At 71.9% G+C, this 21,987-nt stretch carries 17 protein-coding genes; 7 read left to right on the forward strand and 10 right to left on the reverse strand.

What is annotated here, in order from left to right; translation table 11 throughout:
- Window positions 1–2: 2 nt before the first annotated feature.
- Window positions 3–1,706: a translation initiation factor 2 gene (locus ACWD5Q_RS16730; RefSeq protein ID WP_451427729.1), complete on the forward strand. Its 1,704-nt coding sequence runs from the start codon at window positions 3–5 to the stop codon at window positions 1,704–1,706.
- A gap of 6 nt (window positions 1,707–1,712) precedes the next feature.
- On the opposite strand, the gene ACWD5Q_RS16735 is transcribed toward ACWD5Q_RS16730, so the two are convergent.
- Entirely contained in the window at window positions 1,713–3,725 is a 2,013-nt protein-coding gene (locus ACWD5Q_RS16735; RefSeq protein WP_451427730.1) for a tetratricopeptide repeat protein, read from the reverse strand.
- Window positions 3,726–4,258: 533 nt separating this feature from the next.
- On the opposite strand from ACWD5Q_RS16735, the gene ACWD5Q_RS16740 reads away from it, so the two are divergent.
- Together ACWD5Q_RS16740 and ACWD5Q_RS16745 are read left to right on the forward strand one after the other, a co-directional pair.
- Entirely contained in the window at window positions 4,259–4,567 is a 309-nt protein-coding gene (locus tag ACWD5Q_RS16740) for a hypothetical protein (RefSeq protein WP_451427731.1), read from the forward strand.
- A gap of 85 nt (window positions 4,568–4,652) precedes the next feature.
- A complete protein-coding gene (locus ACWD5Q_RS16745; protein WP_451427732.1) occupies window positions 4,653–5,210 on the forward strand; it encodes a glycoside hydrolase family 25 protein in 558 nt (185 codons plus the stop codon).
- Window positions 5,211–5,302: 92 nt separating this feature from the next.
- Here ACWD5Q_RS16745 and ACWD5Q_RS16750 read toward each other — a convergent pair whose 3' ends face one another.
- From ACWD5Q_RS16750 to ACWD5Q_RS16785, 8 genes are all read right to left on the reverse strand, one after another.
- Window positions 5,303–6,061, reverse strand: a complete 759-nt coding sequence (locus tag ACWD5Q_RS16750; protein ID WP_451427733.1) for an NADPH-dependent F420 reductase — start codon at window positions 6,059–6,061, stop codon at window positions 5,303–5,305.
- Window positions 6,062–6,124: 63 nt separating this feature from the next.
- Window positions 6,125–6,340 (reverse strand): EF-hand domain-containing protein, encoded by a 216-nt coding sequence (locus tag ACWD5Q_RS16755; RefSeq protein WP_451427734.1) that lies wholly within the window; start codon window positions 6,338–6,340, stop codon window positions 6,125–6,127.
- Between the two features lie 121 nt (window positions 6,341–6,461).
- Window positions 6,462–7,637 (reverse strand): YncE family protein, encoded by a 1,176-nt coding sequence (locus ACWD5Q_RS16760; protein ID WP_451427735.1) that lies wholly within the window; start codon window positions 7,635–7,637, stop codon window positions 6,462–6,464.
- A complete protein-coding gene (locus ACWD5Q_RS16765) occupies window positions 7,637–8,476 on the reverse strand; it encodes a polysaccharide deacetylase family protein (protein ID WP_451427736.1) in 840 nt (279 codons plus the stop codon). Before ACWD5Q_RS16765 ends, ACWD5Q_RS16760 begins: the two co-directional genes overlap by 1 nt.
- 135 nt (window positions 8,477–8,611) lie before the next feature.
- Window positions 8,612–9,115: an ATP-binding protein gene (locus tag ACWD5Q_RS16770; RefSeq protein ID WP_451427737.1), complete on the reverse strand. Its 504-nt coding sequence runs from the start codon at window positions 9,113–9,115 to the stop codon at window positions 8,612–8,614.
- A 334-nt stretch (window positions 9,116–9,449) separates the two neighbouring features.
- On the reverse strand, window positions 9,450–10,217 hold the full coding sequence (locus tag ACWD5Q_RS16775; RefSeq protein WP_451427738.1) for an enoyl-CoA hydratase/isomerase family protein: 768 nt from the start codon (window positions 10,215–10,217) through the stop codon (window positions 9,450–9,452).
- An 84-nt stretch (window positions 10,218–10,301) separates the two neighbouring features.
- Window positions 10,302–11,573, reverse strand: coding sequence for a L,D-transpeptidase (locus tag ACWD5Q_RS16780; protein ID WP_451427739.1), 1,272 nt, complete (start codon window positions 11,571–11,573; stop codon window positions 10,302–10,304).
- A gap of 315 nt (window positions 11,574–11,888) precedes the next feature.
- Window positions 11,889–13,097 (reverse strand): Ig-like domain-containing protein, encoded by a 1,209-nt coding sequence (locus ACWD5Q_RS16785; protein WP_451427740.1) that lies wholly within the window; start codon window positions 13,095–13,097, stop codon window positions 11,889–11,891.
- 277 nt (window positions 13,098–13,374) lie between these two features.
- Between ACWD5Q_RS16785 and glgX the strand changes: the two genes are divergently transcribed.
- From glgX to ACWD5Q_RS16800, 3 genes are all read left to right on the forward strand, one after another.
- Entirely contained in the window at window positions 13,375–15,645 is a 2,271-nt protein-coding gene (glgX, locus tag ACWD5Q_RS16790; protein WP_451427741.1) for a glycogen debranching protein GlgX, read from the forward strand.
- 127 nt (window positions 15,646–15,772) lie between these two features.
- A complete protein-coding gene (locus ACWD5Q_RS16795; RefSeq protein WP_451427742.1) occupies window positions 15,773–17,584 on the forward strand; it encodes an ABC transporter ATP-binding protein in 1,812 nt (603 codons plus the stop codon).
- Entirely contained in the window at window positions 17,581–19,449 is a 1,869-nt protein-coding gene (locus tag ACWD5Q_RS16800) for an ABC transporter ATP-binding protein (RefSeq protein WP_451427743.1), read from the forward strand. The genes ACWD5Q_RS16795 and ACWD5Q_RS16800 overlap by 4 nt, the downstream gene beginning before the upstream one ends.
- A gap of 198 nt (window positions 19,450–19,647) precedes the next feature.
- Here the strand turns inward: ACWD5Q_RS16800 and ACWD5Q_RS16805 are convergent, their stop codons facing one another.
- Window positions 19,648–20,607 carry a hypothetical protein gene (locus ACWD5Q_RS16805; protein WP_451427744.1) on the reverse strand — a complete coding sequence of 320 codons (960 nt, stop codon included), beginning with the start codon at window positions 20,605–20,607 and terminating at the stop codon, window positions 19,648–19,650.
- Window positions 20,608–20,974: 367 nt separating this feature from the next.
- Here ACWD5Q_RS16805 and ACWD5Q_RS16810 point away from each other — a divergent pair.
- The coding region (locus ACWD5Q_RS16810) for a M4 family metallopeptidase (protein ID WP_451427745.1) at window positions 20,975–21,987 on the forward strand (1,013 nt) is incomplete at its 3' end.

Below are 21,987 nucleotides of genomic sequence, written 5' to 3' on the forward strand. Positions count from 1 at the left end.
GAATGAACAGTTACGGGCGACGGGCGACGGGCGACGGGCGACGGGCGACGGGCGACGGGCGGAAGACCGTGCTTTTTGCCGCTCGGTCGGCAGTCGCCCTGTATCGCCTGCTCGATGTGTCCCCGGTGTTCTCCGGCGATGACCGGATCACTCGTTTCTTCACGCTGGTACCGGGTTCCGACTTCGGGGTCGACGTGCTGTCCGCCATCGACGCGGTCGGCGGCCGCAGCGTGCCGTGGAGCGAAGCGTGCGGCCGTACCTACGACCTGGTTGTCGCCGCGAGCCCCAAGGGGGACCTGAGTCTGCTGCGCGGCGCACACGTCCTGCTGCCGCACGGCGCCGGCTTCAACAAGGCGATCCCCGAGGAGGGCTCGGCGGACTCGGCGTCCGGGCTCGACCCCGCGTTTCTGCTGCGGGCGGACGATGCCGCACCGATAGGCCTGCATGCGGTGGCCCACCCCGACCAGGTGGCCCGTCTCGCTGCCGTGGCCCCGCAGGCCGCCCGAAGGGCGAGGGTCGTCGGCGACCCGACGCTGGACCGCGTCCTTGCCTCATATCCCCTGCGCGACCGCTACCGAGCCGCACTGGGCACCGGCCACCGCAAGCTCCTCGTCCTCGTCTCGACGTGGGGGCCCGAGTCCCTCATCCGGCGACGCCCCGAACTGCCCGCCCGTCTCGCCGCCCATCTCCCCCACGACGAGTACCAGTTGGCGCTCATCGTCCATCCCAACGAGAGAAGCCTGCTGGGTACCTACGAGTTGACCGAGCGGCTGGCGCCGGCGCTCGACGCGGGGATGATCCTCGCGGACCCGCACGAGGAGTGGGCTTCCGTCCTGATCGCCGCCGACGCCCTGATCACCGACCATGGATCGACGGCTCTGTACTACGCCGCCGCCCAGGACCGGCCCGTCATCGGCGTGAGCCGGGACTTCGCCGAACTGATCCCGGGCAGTCCGATGGACGTACTCCTGAGCCGGATACCGCAGCTGGGGCCCGCCGAGGCGATAGCGGAACTGCTCCAGACGTACCGGCCGGGCCCCGGACACGCCGCCGCCCAGGCCGCGTTCGCGTACCAGGGCAGCGCCCTGGGCCGACTGCGCACCGAACTGTACGCCCTCGTCGGCCTCACCCCTTTGCCCTTCGGCGCTTCCCTCCGGCTCCTGCCCACCCCCGTCCCCGCCACCCGTGTGCCCACGGCGTTCGACGTGGACGCCGAGATCACCGCGGAAGGAACGCGTGTCGTGCGCCGCCCGGTCGGCGCGGGGCCGCCCGGGCACCACCTGGCCGTGGAGCACGGCGCCGCGAGCGAACAACTCACCCGTTCCGCAGGGCTGCTGTACCGGCGCCCGTTGCCTCCGTCCGCCGCCCCGGCAGATCTGACCTGGTCATCGGCCGGTTGGGCCCAGCACATCCTGGCCGAGTACCCGGGCTGCCGCGCGGCCGCCGCCGTACTCCCCTCCGGGCTGTGCCTGCTCCACGTCCGCGGCCATGCGCAGCCGTACACCGTTCAGGTCGAGCCGCGGCCCGAAGGCGGCCGGATCGCGCGCATCGACCCCGCCGCCGCCGTATCGGCCGCATACGCCTGGCTGATCGCCCACCGCACGAGACCCGCCGCGCAGACCGGGCTGACCTGCCTCGTCGGTGAACGGGCGTTCCCCGTACTCCTGCGCCCGGCAACGGCCGAAGAGGCCGGGCAAGCGATCTGAGTCCGCTCAGGCCAGTCCGTTGCGCTGCCGGATGGCGCGTGCGGCCGCGCGGTGTTCCCCGGCCTCCGTGCCGTGTCCTTCCGCCTGCGCCAACTGCGCCAACGCGTCATGGACACGCGCCTGATCGAAGCCGGACCGCCGCGCGCGAGCGCTCTCCAGCGACTGCTCATACAGCCGTCGTGCCTCGTCGGTGCGACCGAGACGGCCCAGGACACCGGCAAGGGCGAAGCCCGTACGCCGGGTCATCCGCTCGCGTCCCAGCGCCTCCGCCTCCGTGTGCGCCTGGGACAGCAGTCGGTACGCCGTCTCCCACTCGCCCAGTTTCGCCCTGGCCTCCCCCATGCGGTAGGTCTGAAGCATGGCACCGTAGGGGTTGGGGAGCGCGACGTGTACGGCACGGGACCGGGCGAAGTCGGCGGCGGCGGCGCCCCACTCGCCTCGTGCACCGTTCAGCATGCCCCAGGACTCGATCAACGAGGCCCGGAGCTTACGGTCCCGAGCGTCATCCCCCAGCAGCCCGGCGGCGGCATCGGCGGCGGCGAGTTCCCGGTCCGCCTCGCCCAGTTCACCCGACTCCCACAGGGGACGGGCCAGTTGACAGCGCGTGCGCACCAGCCATGCCGCGTTCTGTCCGTGCCGGACCGCGGCGGCCACCGCGAGCCGGAAGACCTTCACCACGTCGGACTGGTGCGGATGGTCCAGCGCATACGTCCACACCGGCTCGGACAGGGCCACGACCTCCGCGTCCAGCCCGCGCCCGTAGGCCAGGTCCGCGCACGCGAACAACGCGTGCCGTTCCTCATCGAGCCAGCGGGAGGCACGCGCGGCGCGCGCGGCCCGGACTTCGTCGGGAGCCGGCTCTTCCGGGTCCTCCAGTGGAACATCCGGCGCGTCGGGAACAGGGCCGATGGCATCCGCGACGAGGAGCCGGCGACCGGCGGCGAACCGGTCCGCCCGCTGGGCCTGGCGGACCAACCAGCGCAGAGCCAGGGTCTGCGCCGCGGCGACCTCCGCCTCACCGGTGTCGTGGCGGGACCGGCGCAGGGCGTGCGCACGAAGCGGGCCCGGCAGCCTCATATGACCGCCCTCAGTCCCCGGCACGGCGCGCAGGTCCAGTAATCCCGCCCTGTCCAGTTCCTCGAGAGCCTCCTGGCAGGCATCCGGCCCCATCCCCAGCAGCGCGGTGGCGGAGCCCATGGTGAACGTCGTCCCGGGATGGTGGGGCAGCAGCCGGTAGAGCAGCGCCGCGGGGTGGGACAGACCGCCGTACGCCGTGTCCCAGACGCGCTCGACGCCGGGCACCCCCTTCTCCTCCCACTCGCCTTGCAGCTCCGGAATCAGGCGGGACAGCGGCCGCACCCGGTGGGCGCGCACCCACCGCCCCGCGACGTGGAGAGCCGCCGGCAGACCGTCGCACAGCCGCACCAGCGCCCGCACCGCCTCCGGGTCTTCGGCAAGCCGGTGGTCGCGGACGATCAGCCCCAGCAGTTCCGTCGCCGCCCGTTCCTCCAGTGGCGGCAGCGACAGGTCGACGGCGGCACCCTCCTCCAGTTCGTGGAGCGGACCGTGGCTCGCGACGATCACCAGGCTCTCGCCCGACGTCGGAAGGAGCGGGACGACCTCCGAGGCGTATCGCGCGTTGTCCACGATGAGGACCAGCCTGGCGCGGGCGGTCTTGTTCCACCACTGCCGGCACCGCGCCTTGAACTGCGCCTCCACCAGCCGCGGCTCCACCTCCAGGGAGCACAGCAGTTGCGCCAGCACGTCGCCGGGATCCAGTACGCCGTCCAGCCGGAAGTCGTCGAGGTCGACCGACAGCACGCCGTCGGGGAAACGGTCGAGAGACGTCCTCGCGATCAGCCGGGCCAGTTCCGTCTTCCCCAGGCCTGCCGGCCCGCTCAGCGACAGGACCAGCGGCCGGGAACGACCCCGCCATTCGTCCACCGCGCGACGCGCTCGCCGCCGTTCGTCGTCGCGGTTGACGAAGTGCACCGGCTCCGGCGGAAGTTCAACCCTCATTGCGTCCCCTCTCAGGCGCCTCGTCCCTACCCCCCTGACCGAGAGGTCCACGCGGGTCGCCCCTCTTCCGCACCGGCCGCCGCGTCCAACAGCGCACTCTATAGGGGCTGTTCGTGGCCTGGACGACAGGAAGATCCGGAAGGGCCCAACGGCCGAGAGGTGTCACGGGCCTCACCGCGGTCCCGGCCACAAGACCCGGGACGCGCGGCCCGGACCTGCTCGAAGTGCGGGACGACGGCCTTGCCCCGGATCGCGGACTGAGCACGGCGCCACCCGGCGGGTGCCCGCCCGGGGCGTTCCTGGCAGGCCCTCACGGGATCACACCCGCGAAACTCCCGGCCGGCCGAAAAGGCCGGGTCGGAGAGTCCCTGACCCGGCCGAAAGGGGAGCCGCTCTTCGGGATTCGAGCCTGAGACCCACGCAGGACGGGGCTTGTGCGGGACCGGCCTGTCCGGTGACGCTGTCCGGAAACCACTGGCCGAAGCCCTCACGCCGCCGGACGGCATGCTGCGGGGCGCTGTCGACGACGCCTCGTGCAAGGAGACGTTCCGCTCCCTCCGGCGACGCGCACCGGTCTGTGCACACAACCGGACCGTGAGGTCCCCGGCGCGGCGGCCTACGTCAACAACGGCGACGGCACGGCCTGGTACGGCACCCGCCACCACGTCCTGATCACGGCGGACGCGGCGGGCGTCCCGCCGGCGCCCTCGTCCACACGTCCCACGGACGGGGAAGTAGCCGTACCACTCGCGCGGTTGGCCGCGCACCACGCGCGCGTGATCACCTCGGACCGGGCGGCCGAGTCGGCCTCGAAGCCCGGTTCGGTGGCCGATCGCGGCTGACGCGCCCGCTCCGGGGGCATACCACCTGTGCCAGGGTGAACCAGGCAGCGATCCCTGCCCCCCACGAGCCCTTCAGGGAGCCCCCATGCTGCGAGGCATCGACGTCAGCGCCTACCAGTCGTCCGCCTACGACACGGACGGCCTCTCCTTCGTCTTCATCAAGGCGACGGAGGGGAGTTCGTATGTGAACCCCAAGCTCACCGCCCAGACCAAGACGGCCCGGGACGCCGACTGCGTGGTCGGCTTCTACCACTTCCTGTGGCCCGGCGACCTCGCCGCCCAGGCCGAGCACTTCGTCGCCAAGGCCCCGGAGCGGGCGGGCGACGTGCTGGCCGTGGACTGGGAGACCACCGGCGACGGGACGCACGCGAGCAACGCCGAGAAGGACCGCTTCATCCGCCAGGTGAAGAGCCTGAGGCCGGACAGCCGCGTCGTCCTCTACACCAACCGCAACTTCTGGCTCACCGTCGACACCACCTCCTACGCCGGGGACGGCCTGTGGATCGCCGACTACGTCACCGCGGGCAAGCCCCGTATCAAGGCGGCGTGGCGCTTCCACCAGTACACGTCCGACCCCGTGGACCAGGACGTCGCGAACTTCACCAGCAAGACCGCCCTCAAGGAGTGGGCCGCGGGCGCCTGAGAGCTCCGGACACGAACGCCCGGCGGCCGTCGCTCGGCCGCCGGGCGTCCCGTCCGTACCGGGCCCGCTCCGGGACACCGAGGGCGGGCGTCCTAACCGCGGAACTCCGGGGTGCGCTCGGGGGACGCCTCCGCCAGAGCCTTGGTGACGGCGTCGACGCCCGCCCGCAGGCCGTACACCGGGGTGGCCGGCTGCTGGCGCCAGGAGTCGTCGATACCGCCGGCGTCGACCGTGTCGAAGCCCAGCTCGTCGATCAGGGCCCGTACCGTGCGCTTCGCCGCTTCGTCGTCGCCCGCGACCGGAAGCGCCACCCGGTCGGGATCGCCGGCCGGACGGGGGCGGTCCAGGATGTCCTGGGCGTAGGTGCCGTTGAACGCCTTGATCACGGGATGGCCGATCTGCCGTTCGGTCCAGCGGCTCTCGGTGAGGCCCTCGTCCTCGATCGCCGCGATCCTGCCGTCCCGTTCCCTGGGGTAGTAGTTGCCGGTGTCGATCACGACGAAGCCCTCGGCCGCGCCGTCCAGCAGTCCGGCCGGCAGGTCCACAACCGCCTTGAGGGGGACCGTGACCACGACGATCCCGGCGCCACGGGCCGCCTCCTCGACCGGGACGGGCGTCGCGCCCGTCTCCTCGGCGAGAGCGGTGAGCGTCTGGGGACCGCGGGAGTTGGCGACGGATACGTCGTGCCCGAGGGCGGTGAGCCGCCGGGTGAGGTTGCCGCCGATGTTGCCCGCGCCGATGATGCCGATCTTCATGACTCGCCTCGCCCTTCCGGGGGCCGGTGTCCTTGCACAGCGTCCGTGATCAGGACCAACCTCCGGACGGTGCGGGCTATTCCTGCTCCGGGCCAAAAGGGTGAGGGCCCGCGAAGGGTGCCCGTCCGTCGGTGGACGGGCACCACGCGAGCCGTCGCGTCACTGCTTGCTCAGGTACGTCCAGAACTCGTCGAACGACAGGACCTTGTCACCGTTGAGGTCGCGGGTCTTGATGACGGCCTCGGCCACCGTGTCGGTGACGTTCCAGTCGCCCCCCTGAGCGAGGGCCGACTTGAACTCGGCTGCGGTGATGAATCCGTCACCGTCCGCATCGATCCGCTCGAACTGCTTGCGTGCTTCCTCGATGTCCGCCACCGATCCGCCCCTTCTTGGTGCTTTTGCCGTCGTACGGCCGTCCAACTGACGAGGTCAGATTAACGGTCCGCCCGCGCCCTCAATGCCGCGACCACCCAGGCGGAGTCCCCGGCGCGCGGCGTCAGCGGAAGACGCCCGTGTGCCCCAGCGAGTAGCGGCCCGGCTGCGGATAGACCGCGAGGCCGTGCGGACCGCTGCCCACCTTGATCCGGGCGAGCTGCTTCCCGGTCCGTGTGTCGATGGCGTACACCACGGAGTTGTACCGGCCGGACAGCCACAGCACGGTGCCGTCCGTGGAGACGCCGCCCATGTCGGGGCTGCCGCCGCCCGGCAGACGCCACTTGGCGGTCAGCTTGTTCTTCGGGAAGTCGAAGACGGAGATGGTGCCCTCGCCGCGGTTGGAGATGTACATGTGGCGGGAGTCACGGCTGACGTAGAGACCGTGCGCCCCCTTGCCGGTGGCGAGGAAGGCCGGCGTGGCGAAGGTGTCGCCGTTGAGGATCCACAGACCGTCGGCGACCATGTCCGCGATGTAGAACCGCTTGCCGTCCGGGGAGAGCTTGACGTCCTGCGGCATGGCTCCGTGGAAGGGCAGCTTCTGCCGGCCGGTCACCTCCATCTTCGCGGTGTCGACCTTGAGCAGCTCGCCGCTGAACTCGCAGGAGACGATGAAGTAGCGGCCGTCGGTCGAGAAGTCGGCGTGGTTGACGCCGTAGCAGCTCACCGGCAGGGCCTTGACCACCTTCATGGTGTGCGCGTCGCGGAACACCAGTTGGCGGTCCTTGGAGGCCATCACGACCGCGTACCTGCCGTCCGGCGTGAAGTACAGGTTGTACGGGTCGTGCACGGCGACGGGCTTGCCCGCCTCGCCGGTCCTCGGGTCGATGGGGGTGAGGGAGTTGCCCAGGTCGTTGTTGACCCACAGGGTCTTCAGGTCCCAGGACGGAACCACGTGCTGGGGCTGGCGGCCGACCGGAATCGTGTCCAGGACCTTGTACGTCGTCGGGTCGATGACGGTCACGGTGTCGGAGTTGGTGTTGGGGACGTAGACCCGGGACGGGAAGTCCCTGACCGCGTCGGAGAGCCGGCCCGGCCCGTCCGCCGAGTAGATGTCGCCCGGGTCGAGCACGGGCGGCATGCCCGGCAGGACCCGTACGGCGTTCTGCTGCTGGGCACGGTCGACGGGGGTCTTGGAGGCGAGGCCTTGGTTCTTGTGGGGGGATCCGCTGCTGCATCCGGCGAGCGCGGCGAGGGCGGTACCGGCGATCAGTACGCGCGTGACGGTCGAGAGGGGCATCAGGTCAGCAGCTCCGTGGTGGTCACCGCGGCGAGGCCACGGCGGTCGAGTGCGTGCAGGATGGCGGGGAGGGCGGCGACCGTGTCCGCGTACCCGAAGTGCAGGCTCACCACCGACCCGTTGCGGATCTCGTCGGTGACCTTGCGGGTGACGGCCGGGGCGCCCGGCGAGGTGTAGTCGAGGGAGTCGATGTCGTACGACAGGACGTGCGGGTAGCCGACGCCGCGGGCCAGCCGTTCGACGAGCGGTGTCGCGCGGGGCGCGCGCGAGGGACGGAACCAGGTGCCGATGGATCCGGTGAGCCGCCGCAGCCGGTCCGCGCATCCCTGGATCTCGGCGCGTGCGTCCGCCTCGGACATGGCGTTGATGGCGAGGTGGTGCTGGGTGTGGTTGCCGAGGTCGTGACCGCCTTTGAGGATCCGGCGGCTGATGTCGGGGTGCTCGTCCAGCCAGGTGCCGACCGCGAGCACGGTGATCTTCGCGTCCGCGTCCTCGGCCGCGTCGAGGATCGCCGTGGCGATGGAGGGGTCGCCCTGCCCGTGGAAGGTGAGGGCGACCCGGGGGCGGTCACGCGGGCCGTGGGCGATCTCGGCGGGCTGTCCGGGGAAGGCGCGCGGCGCGGGCGCCTGGATGCCGGACCCGGCGGAACGGCTGTCGGCGGTGTGGGAGGGGGACGGGGGAGGGACGACGGTGGGGCCGGGGGAACAGGCGGTGGCGAGGGCGCCGACGGCGAACCCCGCGCCCGCGCGCAGCGCCGAGCGGCGGTCGGGCACCGTGTGCGCGGTGCCCGCCGCGGGATCCGGCGGAGGAGGGGGGACGGGCGTGGTCACTCTGCCCATTTAAGGGGCAGATGGTACCCAAACCGGCGATTGGCCCGCCCGGAGGACTTTCGGGTCGCACCGGCACATGATCGGACGAACCGCCCCCCACGCCTCGCACCGCTGCGGTTTCGCGGTCCTGCCGGGCAGACGCGGTCAGCGGTCGGCGGCCCGCATCTCGAACCATGTCGTCTTGCCCCGCGGCAGCAGGTCGACGCCCCAGCGGTCGGCGAGTGTGTCGACGAGGAAGACTCCCCGGCCGCTGATGTCCAGGTCCTGCACCGGCATCAGACAGGGCAGCCCGCGGGAGGGATCGCGGATCTCGACGCGGATCCACCCCCGGCGCCGGTGCATGCGCAGTCCGAAGGCGCGTGCGCCGGCGTGCCGTACGGCGTTGCCGACGAGTTCGGAGACGAGCAGGACGACGTCCTCGGCCATCCTCGGGGAGAGCCCCCAGTGGCGCAGGACCACGATCTGGGCGAGGCGGCGCGCGGTGGCCGCGGATTCGGGGAGGGACGGCAACGAGACCTCCGCCTCGGCGGGGTTGCCGCACGACTCCAGCGCCTTCACTGCCCGTTCGTCCTCGACCGCAGGCGACCAGCGTGCCGCGGTCGCACTCGCGTGCCGCCGCGGCTGTTCGATGCCCTCCAGCCCCGCCATGGCCCCCATCATGGCCGCCCAGGGGCCTGCCGGGAGGCGTTACGACGGAAGATGACCCCTGGGACCACAATTCCCACACGATTCGATGGGCCTGTGTCAACCACGCCTTGGACGTTTGCTCTCCCCAACCGACCCGCACACCACGGCCGGTTGTGAACCGGAGCGAGGCGTCGGCGGCGGAGTGGCCTCAAGGTTGCCTTGATCCGCCTCTCGGGAGACGCCGGACGAGGCGCGGCGTCAACTGCAAGGAAATCGGCGTGATGTCCTGGACAACTCTCACGTCGAACCGGCCACCGCACGCCTCCCGATGGACCCGCCGCCGCAGGCGGCCCCGTCAGACGAACTTCGCCTTGCCGGGGCCCTCCTCGACGAAGCTGCTCATGCCGCGCTCCCGGTCCTCGGTCGCGAACAGGCTCGCGAACCAGCTCCGTTCCACCGCGAGACCGGTCTCGATGTCCGACTCCAGTCCCGCGTCGACGGACTCCTTCGCGGCGCGCAGCGCGATCGCGGGACCCTTGGCGAGCCGGGCGGCCCAGGCGTGCGCCTCGGTGTACACCCCCTCCGCCGGCACGACGCGGTCGACGAGGCCCAGCGACAGCGCCTCGTCGGCCTTCACCATCCGCCCGGTGAAGATGAGGTCCTTGGCCTTCGACGGGCCGATCAGCCGCGCCAGCCGCTGGGTGCCACCCGCTCCCGGGATCAGGCCGAGCAGGATCTCCGGCTGCCCCAGCTTCGCGTTCTCGGCGGCGATGCGGTAGTCCGCGCAGAGCGCCAGCTCGCAGCCGCCGCCCAGGGCGTAGCCGGTGATGGCGGCGACGACCGGCTTGGGGATGCGGGCCACGACGGAGAAGGAGTCCTGCAACGCGCGGGAGCGCAGCACCATCGCGGTGTGGTCCAGGTGCTGCATCTCCTTGATGTCCGCGCCTGCCGCGAACACCTTCTCCCCGCCGTAGACGACCACGGCGCGTACGTCCTCGCGGCGCGTGGCCTCCTCGGCGAGTTCCCTGATCCGGTCCTGGACGGCGATGTTCAGGGCGTTCATCGGCGGGCGGTCCAGGCGGAGGGTGCCGACGCCCTCGGCCACTTCGAGATGCACAGTCATGCCAGGTAGGTTAACGGGCACTAACGCACCGGGCCCGGTGTACTCGCTCACAGCGGCACACCGGGCCCGGCCCCTCGAGAGCTCCTACTTGGTCCACTCGTCCCAGGGCATGTTCCAGCCGTTGAGCCCGTTGTCGGGCGCCACGGTCCGGTCGTGGGAGTGCTTCACGACGACGACATCGCCGATCATCGAGTGGTCGTAGAACCAGGCGGCCGGCACGGCCTTGTCGTAACCGCCGCGCACATCGCGCAAACCGACGCAGCCGTGGCTCGCGTTGTAGTTGCCGAAGGCGCCGCCGCCCCAGTAGTTGCCGTGGATGAAGGTGCCGGAGTCGGTCAGACGCTGGGCGTGCGGCACGTCCTTGATGTCGTACTCGCCGCCGTAGCCGACGGTCTCGCCGTTCATCCGGGTCACCACGAGGCGCTCGCTGATGACCATCTGGCCGTTCCAGCTGTCGTAGCCCGGCTTGCCGGTGGTGACCGGGATGGTCTTGACGACCTTGCCGTCACGCTTGACGACCATCATGTGGGTCTTGGCGTCGACGGTGGAGACCTGGCTGCGGCCGATGGTGAAGTGCACGGTCCTGGTCTGCTTGCCGTAGACGCCGGGGCGGCCCTCGACGCCGTCGAGGGCGAGCTTCACGGTGACCTTGGTGCCCGGCCTCCAGTAGTGCTCGGGCCGGAAGTCGAGGCGGTCGTTGCCGAACCAGTGGCCGCGGACGTCGACGGCCGGCTCGGTCGTGACGGTGATGGCCTTCTCGACGTCCGCCGGGTGGGTGATGCCCCGGGTGAAGCGGATCGAGAACGGCATGCCGACACCGACGGTGGTGCCGTCGTCGGGCTGGTAGCTGCCGACGAAGGTGTTCTTCGGGGTGAGCGTGGTGAACGAGGACTCCTGGGCGGAGCTGAGACCCGCGGCGTCCTTGGCGACCGCGTGGACCTTGTACGTCGTGGCCGCGGCCAGATGGGTCGAGGGCGTCCAGGTGGCGCCCCCGCCGGATATCGCCCCGGCCACCTCGCGGCCCTTGGTGTCCTCGACCTTGACCTCGGTCAGCCTGCCCTTGGCGGCCGTCACCTTGAGGGCGCCGCCGGTGTCCACGGCCTTGGCGCCGTTCTCGGGGGCGATGGTGACGACGGCCTGCGACTGCTTGCTCGCGGCCTCGCCGGAGTCCTTGCCCTTGCCGACGCCGGCCCCCGTGGCGGAGTTCCCTCCCCCGCCGCACGCGGTGGCGGTCACCAGGACGGCTCCGAGTATCAGTGCCGTGAGCCCCCTGCGCCCCCGCCGTGCACTGCCACTCCCCTGCTCCCGTCTTCCCCGCGCACCAACCGATGCCCCCGATATCGGTCGCCCGTTCACGTTCGTTCTCCCCTCACACGGCCTGATCAGGGCCGCACACCCCGACATGTCTGCGCCTGCCGGGACGTCCGAGCCGGTGGCATGACACCGACCGTGCCCAGCCCTTCGGTCCTGTGCGCGCCCGGTCTTCCGCCTCTGGCGCGTCCCTGCGGCTCCGGCTCGCGACCCGCGCGCATTCCGTCAATTAATCACACGTCCCGGCCGGATGACTCCCCGCGATTGTCACTGTTCAGTCCCAACTTCGGGCGCGCGAAGAAGCATTGAGGGCCGCGGGGCACACGCCCCCCCCCTGCACGCCCGTGCGCCCCCGGCGGGCTACCGCCGGACCGCCCCGCCCGCCGTCCACTGCGGCCAGCTCATGTTCCAGCCGCCGAGCCCGTTGTCGGGAGCGACCTTCTTGTCGTCGCTGTGCACGACCTCGATCACGTCGCCGACGAGACTGCGGTCGAAGAACCAGCCCGCGGGGGTGTCCGGGCCACCGCCCTTGACGTCCCTGAGACCCACGCAGCCATGACTGACGTTGGCGTGCCCGGGAGCGCCCGGTGCCCAGTAGTTGCCGTGCACGAAGGTGCCGGAGTCGGTCAGGCGCAGGGCGTGCGGCACGTCGGGGATGTCGTACTCGCCGCCGAACCCGACCGTGCGGCCGTCCATGCGAGTGACCTCCAGCATCTCCATGACCACCATCTTCCCGTTGTACGTGGTGGTCTTCGGGGCGCCCGCGGTGATCGGCACGGTGGCGATCAGCCTGCCGTCGCGGCGGACCCGCATGGTGTGCGCGGCCGCGTCGACGAGGGAGACCTGGCTGCGCCCGACGGTGAACGAGAACGTCTTGTACTGCAGGCCGTAGACCCCGGGCGCGCCCTCCACGTCCCGCAGCCGCAGCGTGACGGTGACCCGGGTGCCGGGCCTCCAGTACTCCCGGGGCCTGAAGTCGACGCGGTTCCCGCCGAACCAGTGCGGGCGGATCTCCACGGGCGGCTGCGCGGTCACCCGGATCGCGCGCTCGACGGCGGCCCGGTGCTCGATCTCCCGGTTGAACTGGAGGGACACGATCATCCCGGTGCCCACCGTCGAACGGTTCTCGGGGATGACGTATCCGATGAAGCGCCGGCCGGGGACGAACGTGGTGAAGGTGACGTGCCGGGCCGAGCGGCGGCCCCGGCCGTCGCGAGCCACCGCGTCGACGGTGTAGCGGGCGGCGAGGGCTAGCCGGTCGTCGTCGGGCCGCCAGACGTGGCCGTCGGCGGAGAGGTGCCCGGGCACCGGGGAGTCCTGCGCGTCCTGGGACCTGACGACGGTCACCGACTCCAGACGGCCGTCGGGCACCCGCACCCGCAGCCGCCGGCCGGCGCCCACCGCCCTGCTGCCGTCGTCGGGGGAGACGCGGATGACGTCTCGGGGCGCGGGCGGCTTGCCGAACACCTCGTCGAATCCCTGGGACGTGCAGCCGGCCACGAGGCCCGCCCAGGTCAGTGCGGCGGCCAGGAGGGCTCCCGTGCGCCGCGCGTGCGTCTGTACGTGCATCACGCCGGGCCCAACGACCCAGGCTCTCCTGGGGAAACGTGAGTGCGAGCCACGCTGTGGGCAGAACAGTGGGGAGGACGACGCGACGGGAAGCCGCGCCCGTGAGCCGCAGGGGCGCGCCCGTGCCGGGATACCGGTGTGCGCGGGCCCCCCGGGCCCCGCGCGGCCGGTCTCCCGGTACCGGCGAGGCGCCCCGGAGGCGGGCAGGCCAGGAAAGGGCGGGATGCCGCGCGCCCTTTCCCCCGCGTCGCCCCGACGAGCCGCGGGAGGCTGAACGGTGTCGAGCGCAGCCGAGCAGGAGGCAGGGGAGAGGGAGCGGGCGGACGGGGGACGGTCCGCGCGCCCGGCCGCCGTGCTCGACGGCCGGCGGCGCCCGGTGCCGTCCGTGCCCGTGCGGCCGGGTGCGCCCACCCCGCTCGGGGCGTGCTTTCACGCGGGCCCGGACGGGGTCGCGGGCACCAACTTCGCGCTGTGGGCGGGCGGTGCCGAGGCGGTCGAGCTGTGTCTGTTCGACGGGCGGGGCGCCGAGAGCCGCGAGACACGGGTCGCGCTCACCGAGCTGACACACGAGATCTGGCACGGATTCGTGCCGGGAGTGATGCCCGGACAGCGGTACGGCTACCGGGTGCACGGCCGCTGGGACCCATGGACGGGCGCGCGCTGGAACCCGGCGAAACTCCTCCTCGACCCGTACGCGCGCGCGGTGGACGGCGACTTCGGCCTGCCGCCTCAGGTGTACGGGCATGTGCGGGACTGGCCCGACCAGCGGGTCGCGGACACCGTGCGCGACGAGCGGGACTCGGCGCCGTACGTCCCCAAGAGCGTCGTCGTGCACGACGACGGACCCGACGACGAATGGACGGACGACCACCGCCCGAAGACCCCGTGGGCGGACTCGGTGATCTACGAGCTGCACGTACGCGGCTTCACCCGGCTGCACCCCGGCATTCCCCCGGAACTGCGCGGCACCTACGCGGGCCTGGCGCACCCCGCGGCCGTCGACCACCTGGTGCGGCTCGGTGTGACGGCCGTGGAGCTGCTGCCCGTGCACCAGTTCGCGCACGAGGACCATCTGCTCCGCCGGGGCCTGCGCAACTACTGGGGCTACAACTCGATCGGCTACTTCGCCCCGCACGCGGCCTACGCCTCCGCGGGCACCACCGGCCAGCAGGTCGGCGAGTTCAAGCGGATGGTGCGGGCGCTGCACGCGGCCGGGATCGAGGTGATCCTCGACGTGGTCTACAACCACACGGCGGAGGCGGGCGAGCTGGGCCCGACCCTGTCGCTGAAGGGCATCGACAATCGCGGCTACTACCGGCTGGGGTCCGACGGGCGCGGGTACGCCGACTACACGGGCTGCGGCAACACCCTGCACGTGATGCAGCCGCAGGTGCTGCGGCTGATCACCGACTCCCTGCGGTACTGGGTGACGGAGATGGGGGTGGACGGCTTCCGCTTCGATCTGGCGGCGGCGCTCGCGCGGTCGACGCACGACGTCGACATGCTCTCCCCGTTTCTGGCCGTGATCGCCCAGGACCCGGTGCTGCACCGGGTGAAGCTGATCGCGGAGCCCTGGGACGTGGGCCCGGGCGGCTACCAGACCGGCGCGTTCCCGCCGCTGTGGACGGAGTGGAACGACCACTACCGCAATGCGGTACGGGACTTCTGGCGGGGTGCGCTGCCCGACGTACGGGACCTCGGGTACCGCCTGTCGGGCTCCAGCGACCTGTACGCCTGGGGCGGCCGCCGCCCGTACGCGTCGGTCAACTTCGTGACGGCGCACGACGGTTTCACACTCCGCGACCTGGTGTCGTACGAGCGCAAGCACAACGAGGCCAACGGCGAGGGCAACCGCGACGGCTCCGACGACAACCGCTCCTGGAACTGCGGCGTGGAGGGGGAGACGGACGACGAGCGGGTACGGGCGCTGCGCCGGCGGCAGTTGCGGAACCTGCTCACCACCCTGCTGCTGTCGACGGGGGTGCCGATGCTGGTGGCGGGCGACGAGATGGGCCGCACCCAGCGCGGCAACAACAACGCCTACTGCCAGGACAACGAGATGGGCTGGGTGGACTGGAGCCTGCTTCAGGACCCGGGCTGGCGGGCGCTGTTCGAGCTGACCTCCCGGCTGATCGCGCTGCGCCGCCGCCATCCGGTGCTGCGCCGCCGGGCGTTCTTCTCCGGGCAGGCCCATGCGGCGAACGGCCTGCGGGACCTGGCGTGGTTCACGGCGCACGGGGAGGAGATGACGGAGGACGACTGGTACGCGCCCGCCGCGACCCTCGGCATGTATCTCTCGGGCCGCGACATACCGGGCCGGGACTCCCGGGGGGCACCGGTGGTGGACGACAGCTTCCTCGCGGTGCTGCACGCCGGGGAGGGGCCGGTGGACTTCCGTCTGCCGGGACCGCCCTGGGCGCGGCGGTACGACCTGGTGGTGGACACCTCCCGGGAGGAGCAGGCGCGTCCGCCGGGGACGCCGCACCGGGCGGGCACGACCGTGACGGTGCCCGCACGGACGGTGCTGCTGTTGCGGGTGACGGATTGAAGAGGCGCCCGGGGCCTGACGTGCGCCGTGCGGCCCGTGAACACGCAGGTCGTAGGACCGAGAGGCGGAGCCGGGCCCGGCCGAAACTCGGTGGGCACTGTCAGTGCCGGTCCGTAAGCTCCCCCTGATGCCCACTCAACGTGTAACGCCCAAGGACCGCTCGACCGTCCGCACCCTGCTGCGGCTGTGGCCCTATGTCCGGCCGGTGCGGGCGCGGCTGCTGACCGGCGCGTTCATCGCGATCGTCGCGTCGTGCGTCGGCCTGGTGATCCCGCTCGTCCTGAAGTGGCTCGTGGACGGGCCGGTGGCCGACCGGGATCCGGCCGGTGTGTGGCTCGGTGCGCTGTATCTGCTGCTGCTCGGGATAGCCGAGGCGGTGCTGTTCGGGATACGGCGGTGGCTGGTGGCCCGGCCGCTGTCCCGCGTCGAGGCCGGCATGCGGGCGGATCTGTACGCGCATCTCCAGCGCCTTCCGGTCGCCTTCCACGACCGCTGGGCCTCGGGGCAGCTGCTGTCGCGCGGCACCACGGATCTGATGCTGGTCCGGCTGTTCCTCGCCTTCCCGCTGACGTTCCTGCTGGTCAACGGGGTGACCATCCTCGTGGGCGTGATCATCATGCTGGCGCAGGACGTGACGCTGGGGCTGGTCATCCTGGTGCCCGGTATCCCGGTGATGGTCATGTGCGCGCTCTTCGAGCGGAAGTACGCGCAGGTGGCGCGGCGGGCGCAGGACCAGGTCGGCGATCTGACGACCGTGGTCGAGGAGAGTGTGCTCGGCATCCGGATCATCAAGGGGTTCGGCCGCCACCGCAGTCAGGCGCGGGCCTTCCGGGAGCTGTCGCGCACCCTGCGCGGGACGGAGCTGGAGAAGGCGCGGCTGCTCGCGTCGATCTGGGCGGTCATCGTCACCCTGCCGGAGCTGGCCATCGGGGCGGCGCTGGTGATCGGGACGGTACGGGTGGCCGACGGCGCCCTGTCCGCGGGCACGCTGGTGGCGTTCCTGTCGACGGCGCTGGCGCTGCGCTGGCCGGTGGACTCGATCGGCTTCCTGCTGGCGATGAGCCAGGAGGCGGCCACGGCCACGGAGCGGTACTTCGAGGTGCGGGACGAGCGGCCCGAGGACGATGTGGCCGCGGGGACCTCCGGCGTCCGGGCGGCGGGGCCGTCCGCGGCCGTGGACGGACTGCGCTTCGACGACGTGCGCTTCCGCTACCCCGACGCGCCGCCCGGCTCCCCCGCCGTCCTCGACGGCGTCGACCTCCATGTCCGCCCCGGCGAGACCATGGCCCTCGTCGGCGCCACCGGCAGCGGCAAGACCACCCTGACCGCGCTCATCCCCCGTCTGCACGAGGTGATGTCGGGCCGGATCACGCTGGACGGCGAGGACATCACGGCCCTGTCCCGGCAGGAGCTGCGCACCCGGGTGGCCGTCGCCTTCGAGGAGCCCACGCTCTTCTCCACGACCGTCGCCGACAACGTTCTCATGGGCGCCCCGGACACCGCCGGGGACCAGGAGCTGGAGCGTGCCCTCGGCGTCGCGCAGGCCGGCTTCGCCCATGCCCTGCCCCAGGGCACCGGGACCCAGGTCGGCGAGCAGGGCCTCAGCCTGTCCGGCGGCCAGCGGCAGCGCCTCGCGCTGGCCCGCGCGGTCGTCGGCACCCCCCGCTTCCTGGTCCTCGACGACCCGCTCTCCGCCCTGGACGTGCACACCGAGGCCGCGGTCGAGGCGGCCCTGCGCCGGGTGCTGGACGGCACGACCGCCCTGGTCGTGGCGCACCGCCCGTCCACGGTGCTGCTCGCCGACCGGGTCGCCCTGCTCTCCGGCGGCCGGATCGCCGCCGTGGGCACCCACCAGGAACTGCTGCGTACGAACGCCGAGTACGCCCATCTGATGTCCGGACGCCCCGAGCACGGCGAGGACCGCGAGGAGGCCCGATGACGGCGCAGACGACCACCGCGCCGAACGACGAGGACGAGGCGGGAGAGCTGCCCACGGCGCCGTCCGCCGCCCGTGACGACCCGTTCGACCGCGACGCCCTGCCCACGCCCCCGGGCGCCACGGCCGCCCTGCTGCGCTCGCTGCTCGCCCCGCTGCGGGCCCGGACCGTGCTGACCTGTGTGCTGCTCCTGCTCCAGCAGGCCGCGGTGCAGGTGGGCCCGCTGCTGGTGGCGTACGCCATCGACCGTGCCGTGCCGGCGTTCCGGGACGGCGATCACGGTCCGCTGATCGTGGTGGCGGCCGGCTATCTGCTGTCCGCCACGGCCGGCGGCGGGCTTCAGTACGCGTTCATCGTCACCTCCGCCCGCGTCAGCCAGGACGTGCTGCTCGATCTGCGCGGCCGGATCTTCCGCCATGCGCAGGCGCTGAGCGTCGACTTCCACGAGCGCTACACGTCCGGCCGGCTGATCTCCCGGTCCACGACGGACGTGGAGTCGCTGCGGGAACTGCTCAGCGAGGGCCTGCAGGAACTGGTCACGGTCATCCTGTCGTTCGTCTACATCTCCGCGATGCTGCTCTGGCTGGACCTCGGCCTGGGCGCGGTGGCGGTGGCGTCCCTGGTGCCGCTGTACGGGCTGGTGCGGCTCTACCGGCGCCGGGCGGGCCGGATCTTCCGCCTCCGGTCGACCGCGATCGCCGCGGTCATCGTGAAGTTCGCGGAGACGATGAACGGCATCCGGCCGGTGCGCGCGTTCCGCCGCGAGGCCGCCAACGACGCCGGCTTCCGTGTCCTGAACGCACGGCACGCGCAGACCAACGGAGACGCGCTCCTGGAGATGGCCCGCTATGTCACGGGCTCCCGGCTGGTGGCCAACACGGCGGTGGCCGGGATCGTGCTGTGGGGCGCGTACCGGGTCGCGGACGGCTCGCTGGCGCTCGGTGTGCTCGCCGCCGCGGTCCTGTATCTGCGGCGCCTGTACGACCCCATCGACCGGCTCGGGATGTTCCTCAACTCCTACCAGTCGGCGGCGGCCTCGCTGGAGAAGATCGCGGGGCTGCTGGCGCAGACGCCGTCGGTGCCCGAGCCGTCCGCGCCCGTGTCACTGCCGGCGACGGCGGGCGAACAGCCCGGCCGCGAGGTCGTGTTCGAGGACGTGCGGTTCGCGTACCGCACGGGTGGGGAGGTGCTGCCGCGCTTCTCGCTGACGCTGCCCGCCGGGCAGACCGTCGCGGTGGTCGGAGCGACGGGCGCCGGCAAGTCGACGCTCGCCAAGCTGCTCGCCCGCTTCTACGACCCGACCGACGGCCGGGTCCTGCTGGACGGCGTGGACCTGCGGGACCTCACCCTGACCGAACTGCGCCGCGGGGTGGTGATGGTGACCCAGGAGGCGTTCCTGTTCTCCGGCACGGTCGCCGAGAACATCGCGATCGGCCGTCCGGACGCGACCCGCGAGGAGATCGAACAGGCGGCGAAGGCGATCGGGGCGCACGATTTCATCGGCGCGCTCCCCGAGGGCTACGACACCGACGTACGCAAGCGCGGCGGCCGTATCTCGGCCGGTCAGCGTCAGCTCGTGGCGTTCGCCCGCGCGTTGCTGGCGGACCCGGCGGTGCTGATCCTCGACGAGGCGACCAGTTCCCTGGACATCCCCGGTGAACGGGCGGTGCAGCGGGCCATGGAGACGGTGCTGCGGGGCCGTACGGCCGTCGTGATCGCGCACCGGCTGTCGACGGTGGAGATCGCGGACCGGGTCCTGGTCATGGAGGGCGGACACATCGTCGAGGACGGCAGCCCCGCCGAACTGATCGCGGGCACCGGCCGGTTCGCGGACCTGCACCGGGCCTGGCGGGACAGCTTGGCGTGACTGGGGGCGCCGGGGACCGGCCGGACGGCCGGACCGGACTCGGCGGCCCGGTACGTCGCGTGTGCCGGGTCCCCAGGTTCCCTACGGCCTCCCGGGCGGCGGGCCGATCGTCGGTGCGCCGCCACGAACGCCGCCCCGGCGGCGGCCTCGGGCACGCCCGGGGCCGGTCCGTGAGCGGCGGCGCGGCCTGCCCGAGGGCTACTCGTCCCCGGCCGGCGCCTTGGCGATACGGGCGACGAAGAAGCCCTCGAAGGTGTCGGTGGGCGCCACTCGGACGGCGTTCTTGAGGCGCTCGTCGAACTTCATGCCGCGCCACGAGGTGACCCCGGGCTGGAACGACGGCTCGGAGAAGTCCAGGGGCTCCACGGTGAGGTCCTCGTGCCGTTCCAGGTTCTTGCTGACCGGGAACTCGTTCTCCTCGGGGCTGAGGGTGCAGGTGGAGTACACCATCACGCCGCCGGGCCGCAGCAGCTTGTAGGCCGCGCTGATCATCTTGGTCTGGAGGAACTTGTACTTCTCGATGCGCTCCTCGGACCAGAACCGCAGGGTGCTGGGGCGGCGCAGATCGATCCGCCCCTCGCCGGAGCACTGGACGTCCAGCAGGATGCGGTCGAAGGACTCGGCGGGCAGCGACTTGTCGATGTACTGCGCGGGGTGCGTGGTCAGCTCCGTGTAGCGCACGCCGTACAGCTCGGCCAGCTCCCCCATCTTGCGGGCGCGGGGGGCCGCGCCGTCGTTGAGCCACAGCCGGCCGTCGTTGCCGACCCGGGCGGCGAGGTGGAAGGCCTTCCCGCCGGGGGCGGCGGCCACGTCGAGGAGGTCCTCGCCGGGGCGCGGCGACAGCGCGACGGGCGGGATGAGGCTGGAGGCGTTCTGCAGATAGACCCGGCCCTCGTGGGCCAGCGCGAGCATGTCCTCGAAGCCGTCGTTCTCCGGCCACAGGAACGTGTGCTCGCACCAGTCGACCGGGAAGGCCTTGGGCGCCTTCTCCCGGACGGCCCGCAGCGTGTCCTGGTACGTCTCCTCGTCGAGCAGCCGGTTGACCCGGATGGAGGTGGGGCGGGCGCCCTGGAAGATCTCCTTGACCTCGGCCGGTCGGATCCGGAGGACCTCGGCCATACGCTGCTCGAACTGGCGGATGGTCCGCGCACTGGACACGGCCGGGCTCCTTTCTGGCCGACCCCGCGGTCGGAACGGTCTCTGAGCCATCCAGTCTCTCACTCGGCGGTGGTCCACAGATCCGCGCTGCGGAGCGGCCGGAACCTGTCGCTTATTCACGCATGCATGTTCGATATCTTCCAGCCAAATTCTTGATGCGACCCTGACAACCTCGCGGGTCTCTGCCACGCTTCCCACGGCCGCCCCACAGCACCTCCACAGCAACCCCACGGTTCCTCCGCTGTGCCGCGGCCCATCACCTTCATGCACCTGGTTCCGCGTTCCGCCTTTGTTCTGCCCGGACGGGAAACCCTCCGTCCGGTCTCCCCTGGCCGCGCGACCCGCGGCCACGCAGAAGGAGTCAGTGTTGAGCAGCAGTTTCTCTCGCAGACGCACCTCCCACACCCCCTCCCGCCGTGCCGCGGCCGTCGCCCTCGTCGGCGTCTCCGCCCTGCTGGCCGCCGCCGTCCAGTCGGGTGCCGCGAGCGCAGCCCCCGCCGGTCCCCCGGCGGGAAAGATCAACCCGGCCCATGTGGCCGTGAAGCTGTCCCCCTCGCAGCGCGCCGAACTGCTGCGCGACGCCGACGCGGCGAAGGCGGACACCGCCCGGTCGATCGGCCTCGGCGCGAAGGAGAAGCTCGTCGTCCGTGACGTCGTCAAGGACGTCGACGGCACGGTGCACACGCGCTACGAGCGCACCTACGCCGGCCTGCCGGTGCTCGGCGGCGACCTGGTCGTCGACACGGCCAGGTCCGGGCAGACCGAGCGGGTCGTCAAGGCCACCGCGGCCACCGTCAAGGTCGCCTCGCTCACGCCCACCGTGGCCGCCGCCAAGGCGGAGAAGCAGGCGCTGTCCGTCGCGCGGGCGCAGGGCTCGGAGAAGACCGCCGCCGACAAGGCGCCGCGCAAGGTGATCTGGGCGGCGAACGGCACGCCCGTCCTGGCGTACGAGACGGTGATCGGCGGGTTCCAGGACGACGGCACCCCGAACCAGCTCCACGTCATCACCGACGCCGCCACCGGCAAGAAGCTCTACGAGTACCAGGGCATCGAGACCGGCGTCGGCAACACCCAGTACAGCGGCCAGGTCACCCTGACCACGGCACAGTCGGGCTCGACGTACACACTGAACGACGCCTCGCGCGGCGGCCACAAGACGTACAACCTCAACCGGGGCACGTCCGGCACCGGCACCCTGTTCTCACAGACGAACGACACCTGGGGCAACGGCACCACGTCCAACGCCGCGACCGCGGGCGCCGACGCCCACTACGGCGCGCAGGAGACCTGGGACTTCTACAAGAACACCTTCGGCCGCAGCGGCATCAGGAACGACGGCCAGGCCGCGTACTCCCGCGTGCACTACGGCAACGCGTATGT

The sequence above is a fragment of the Streptomyces sp. NPDC002513 genome, assembly GCF_053595355.1.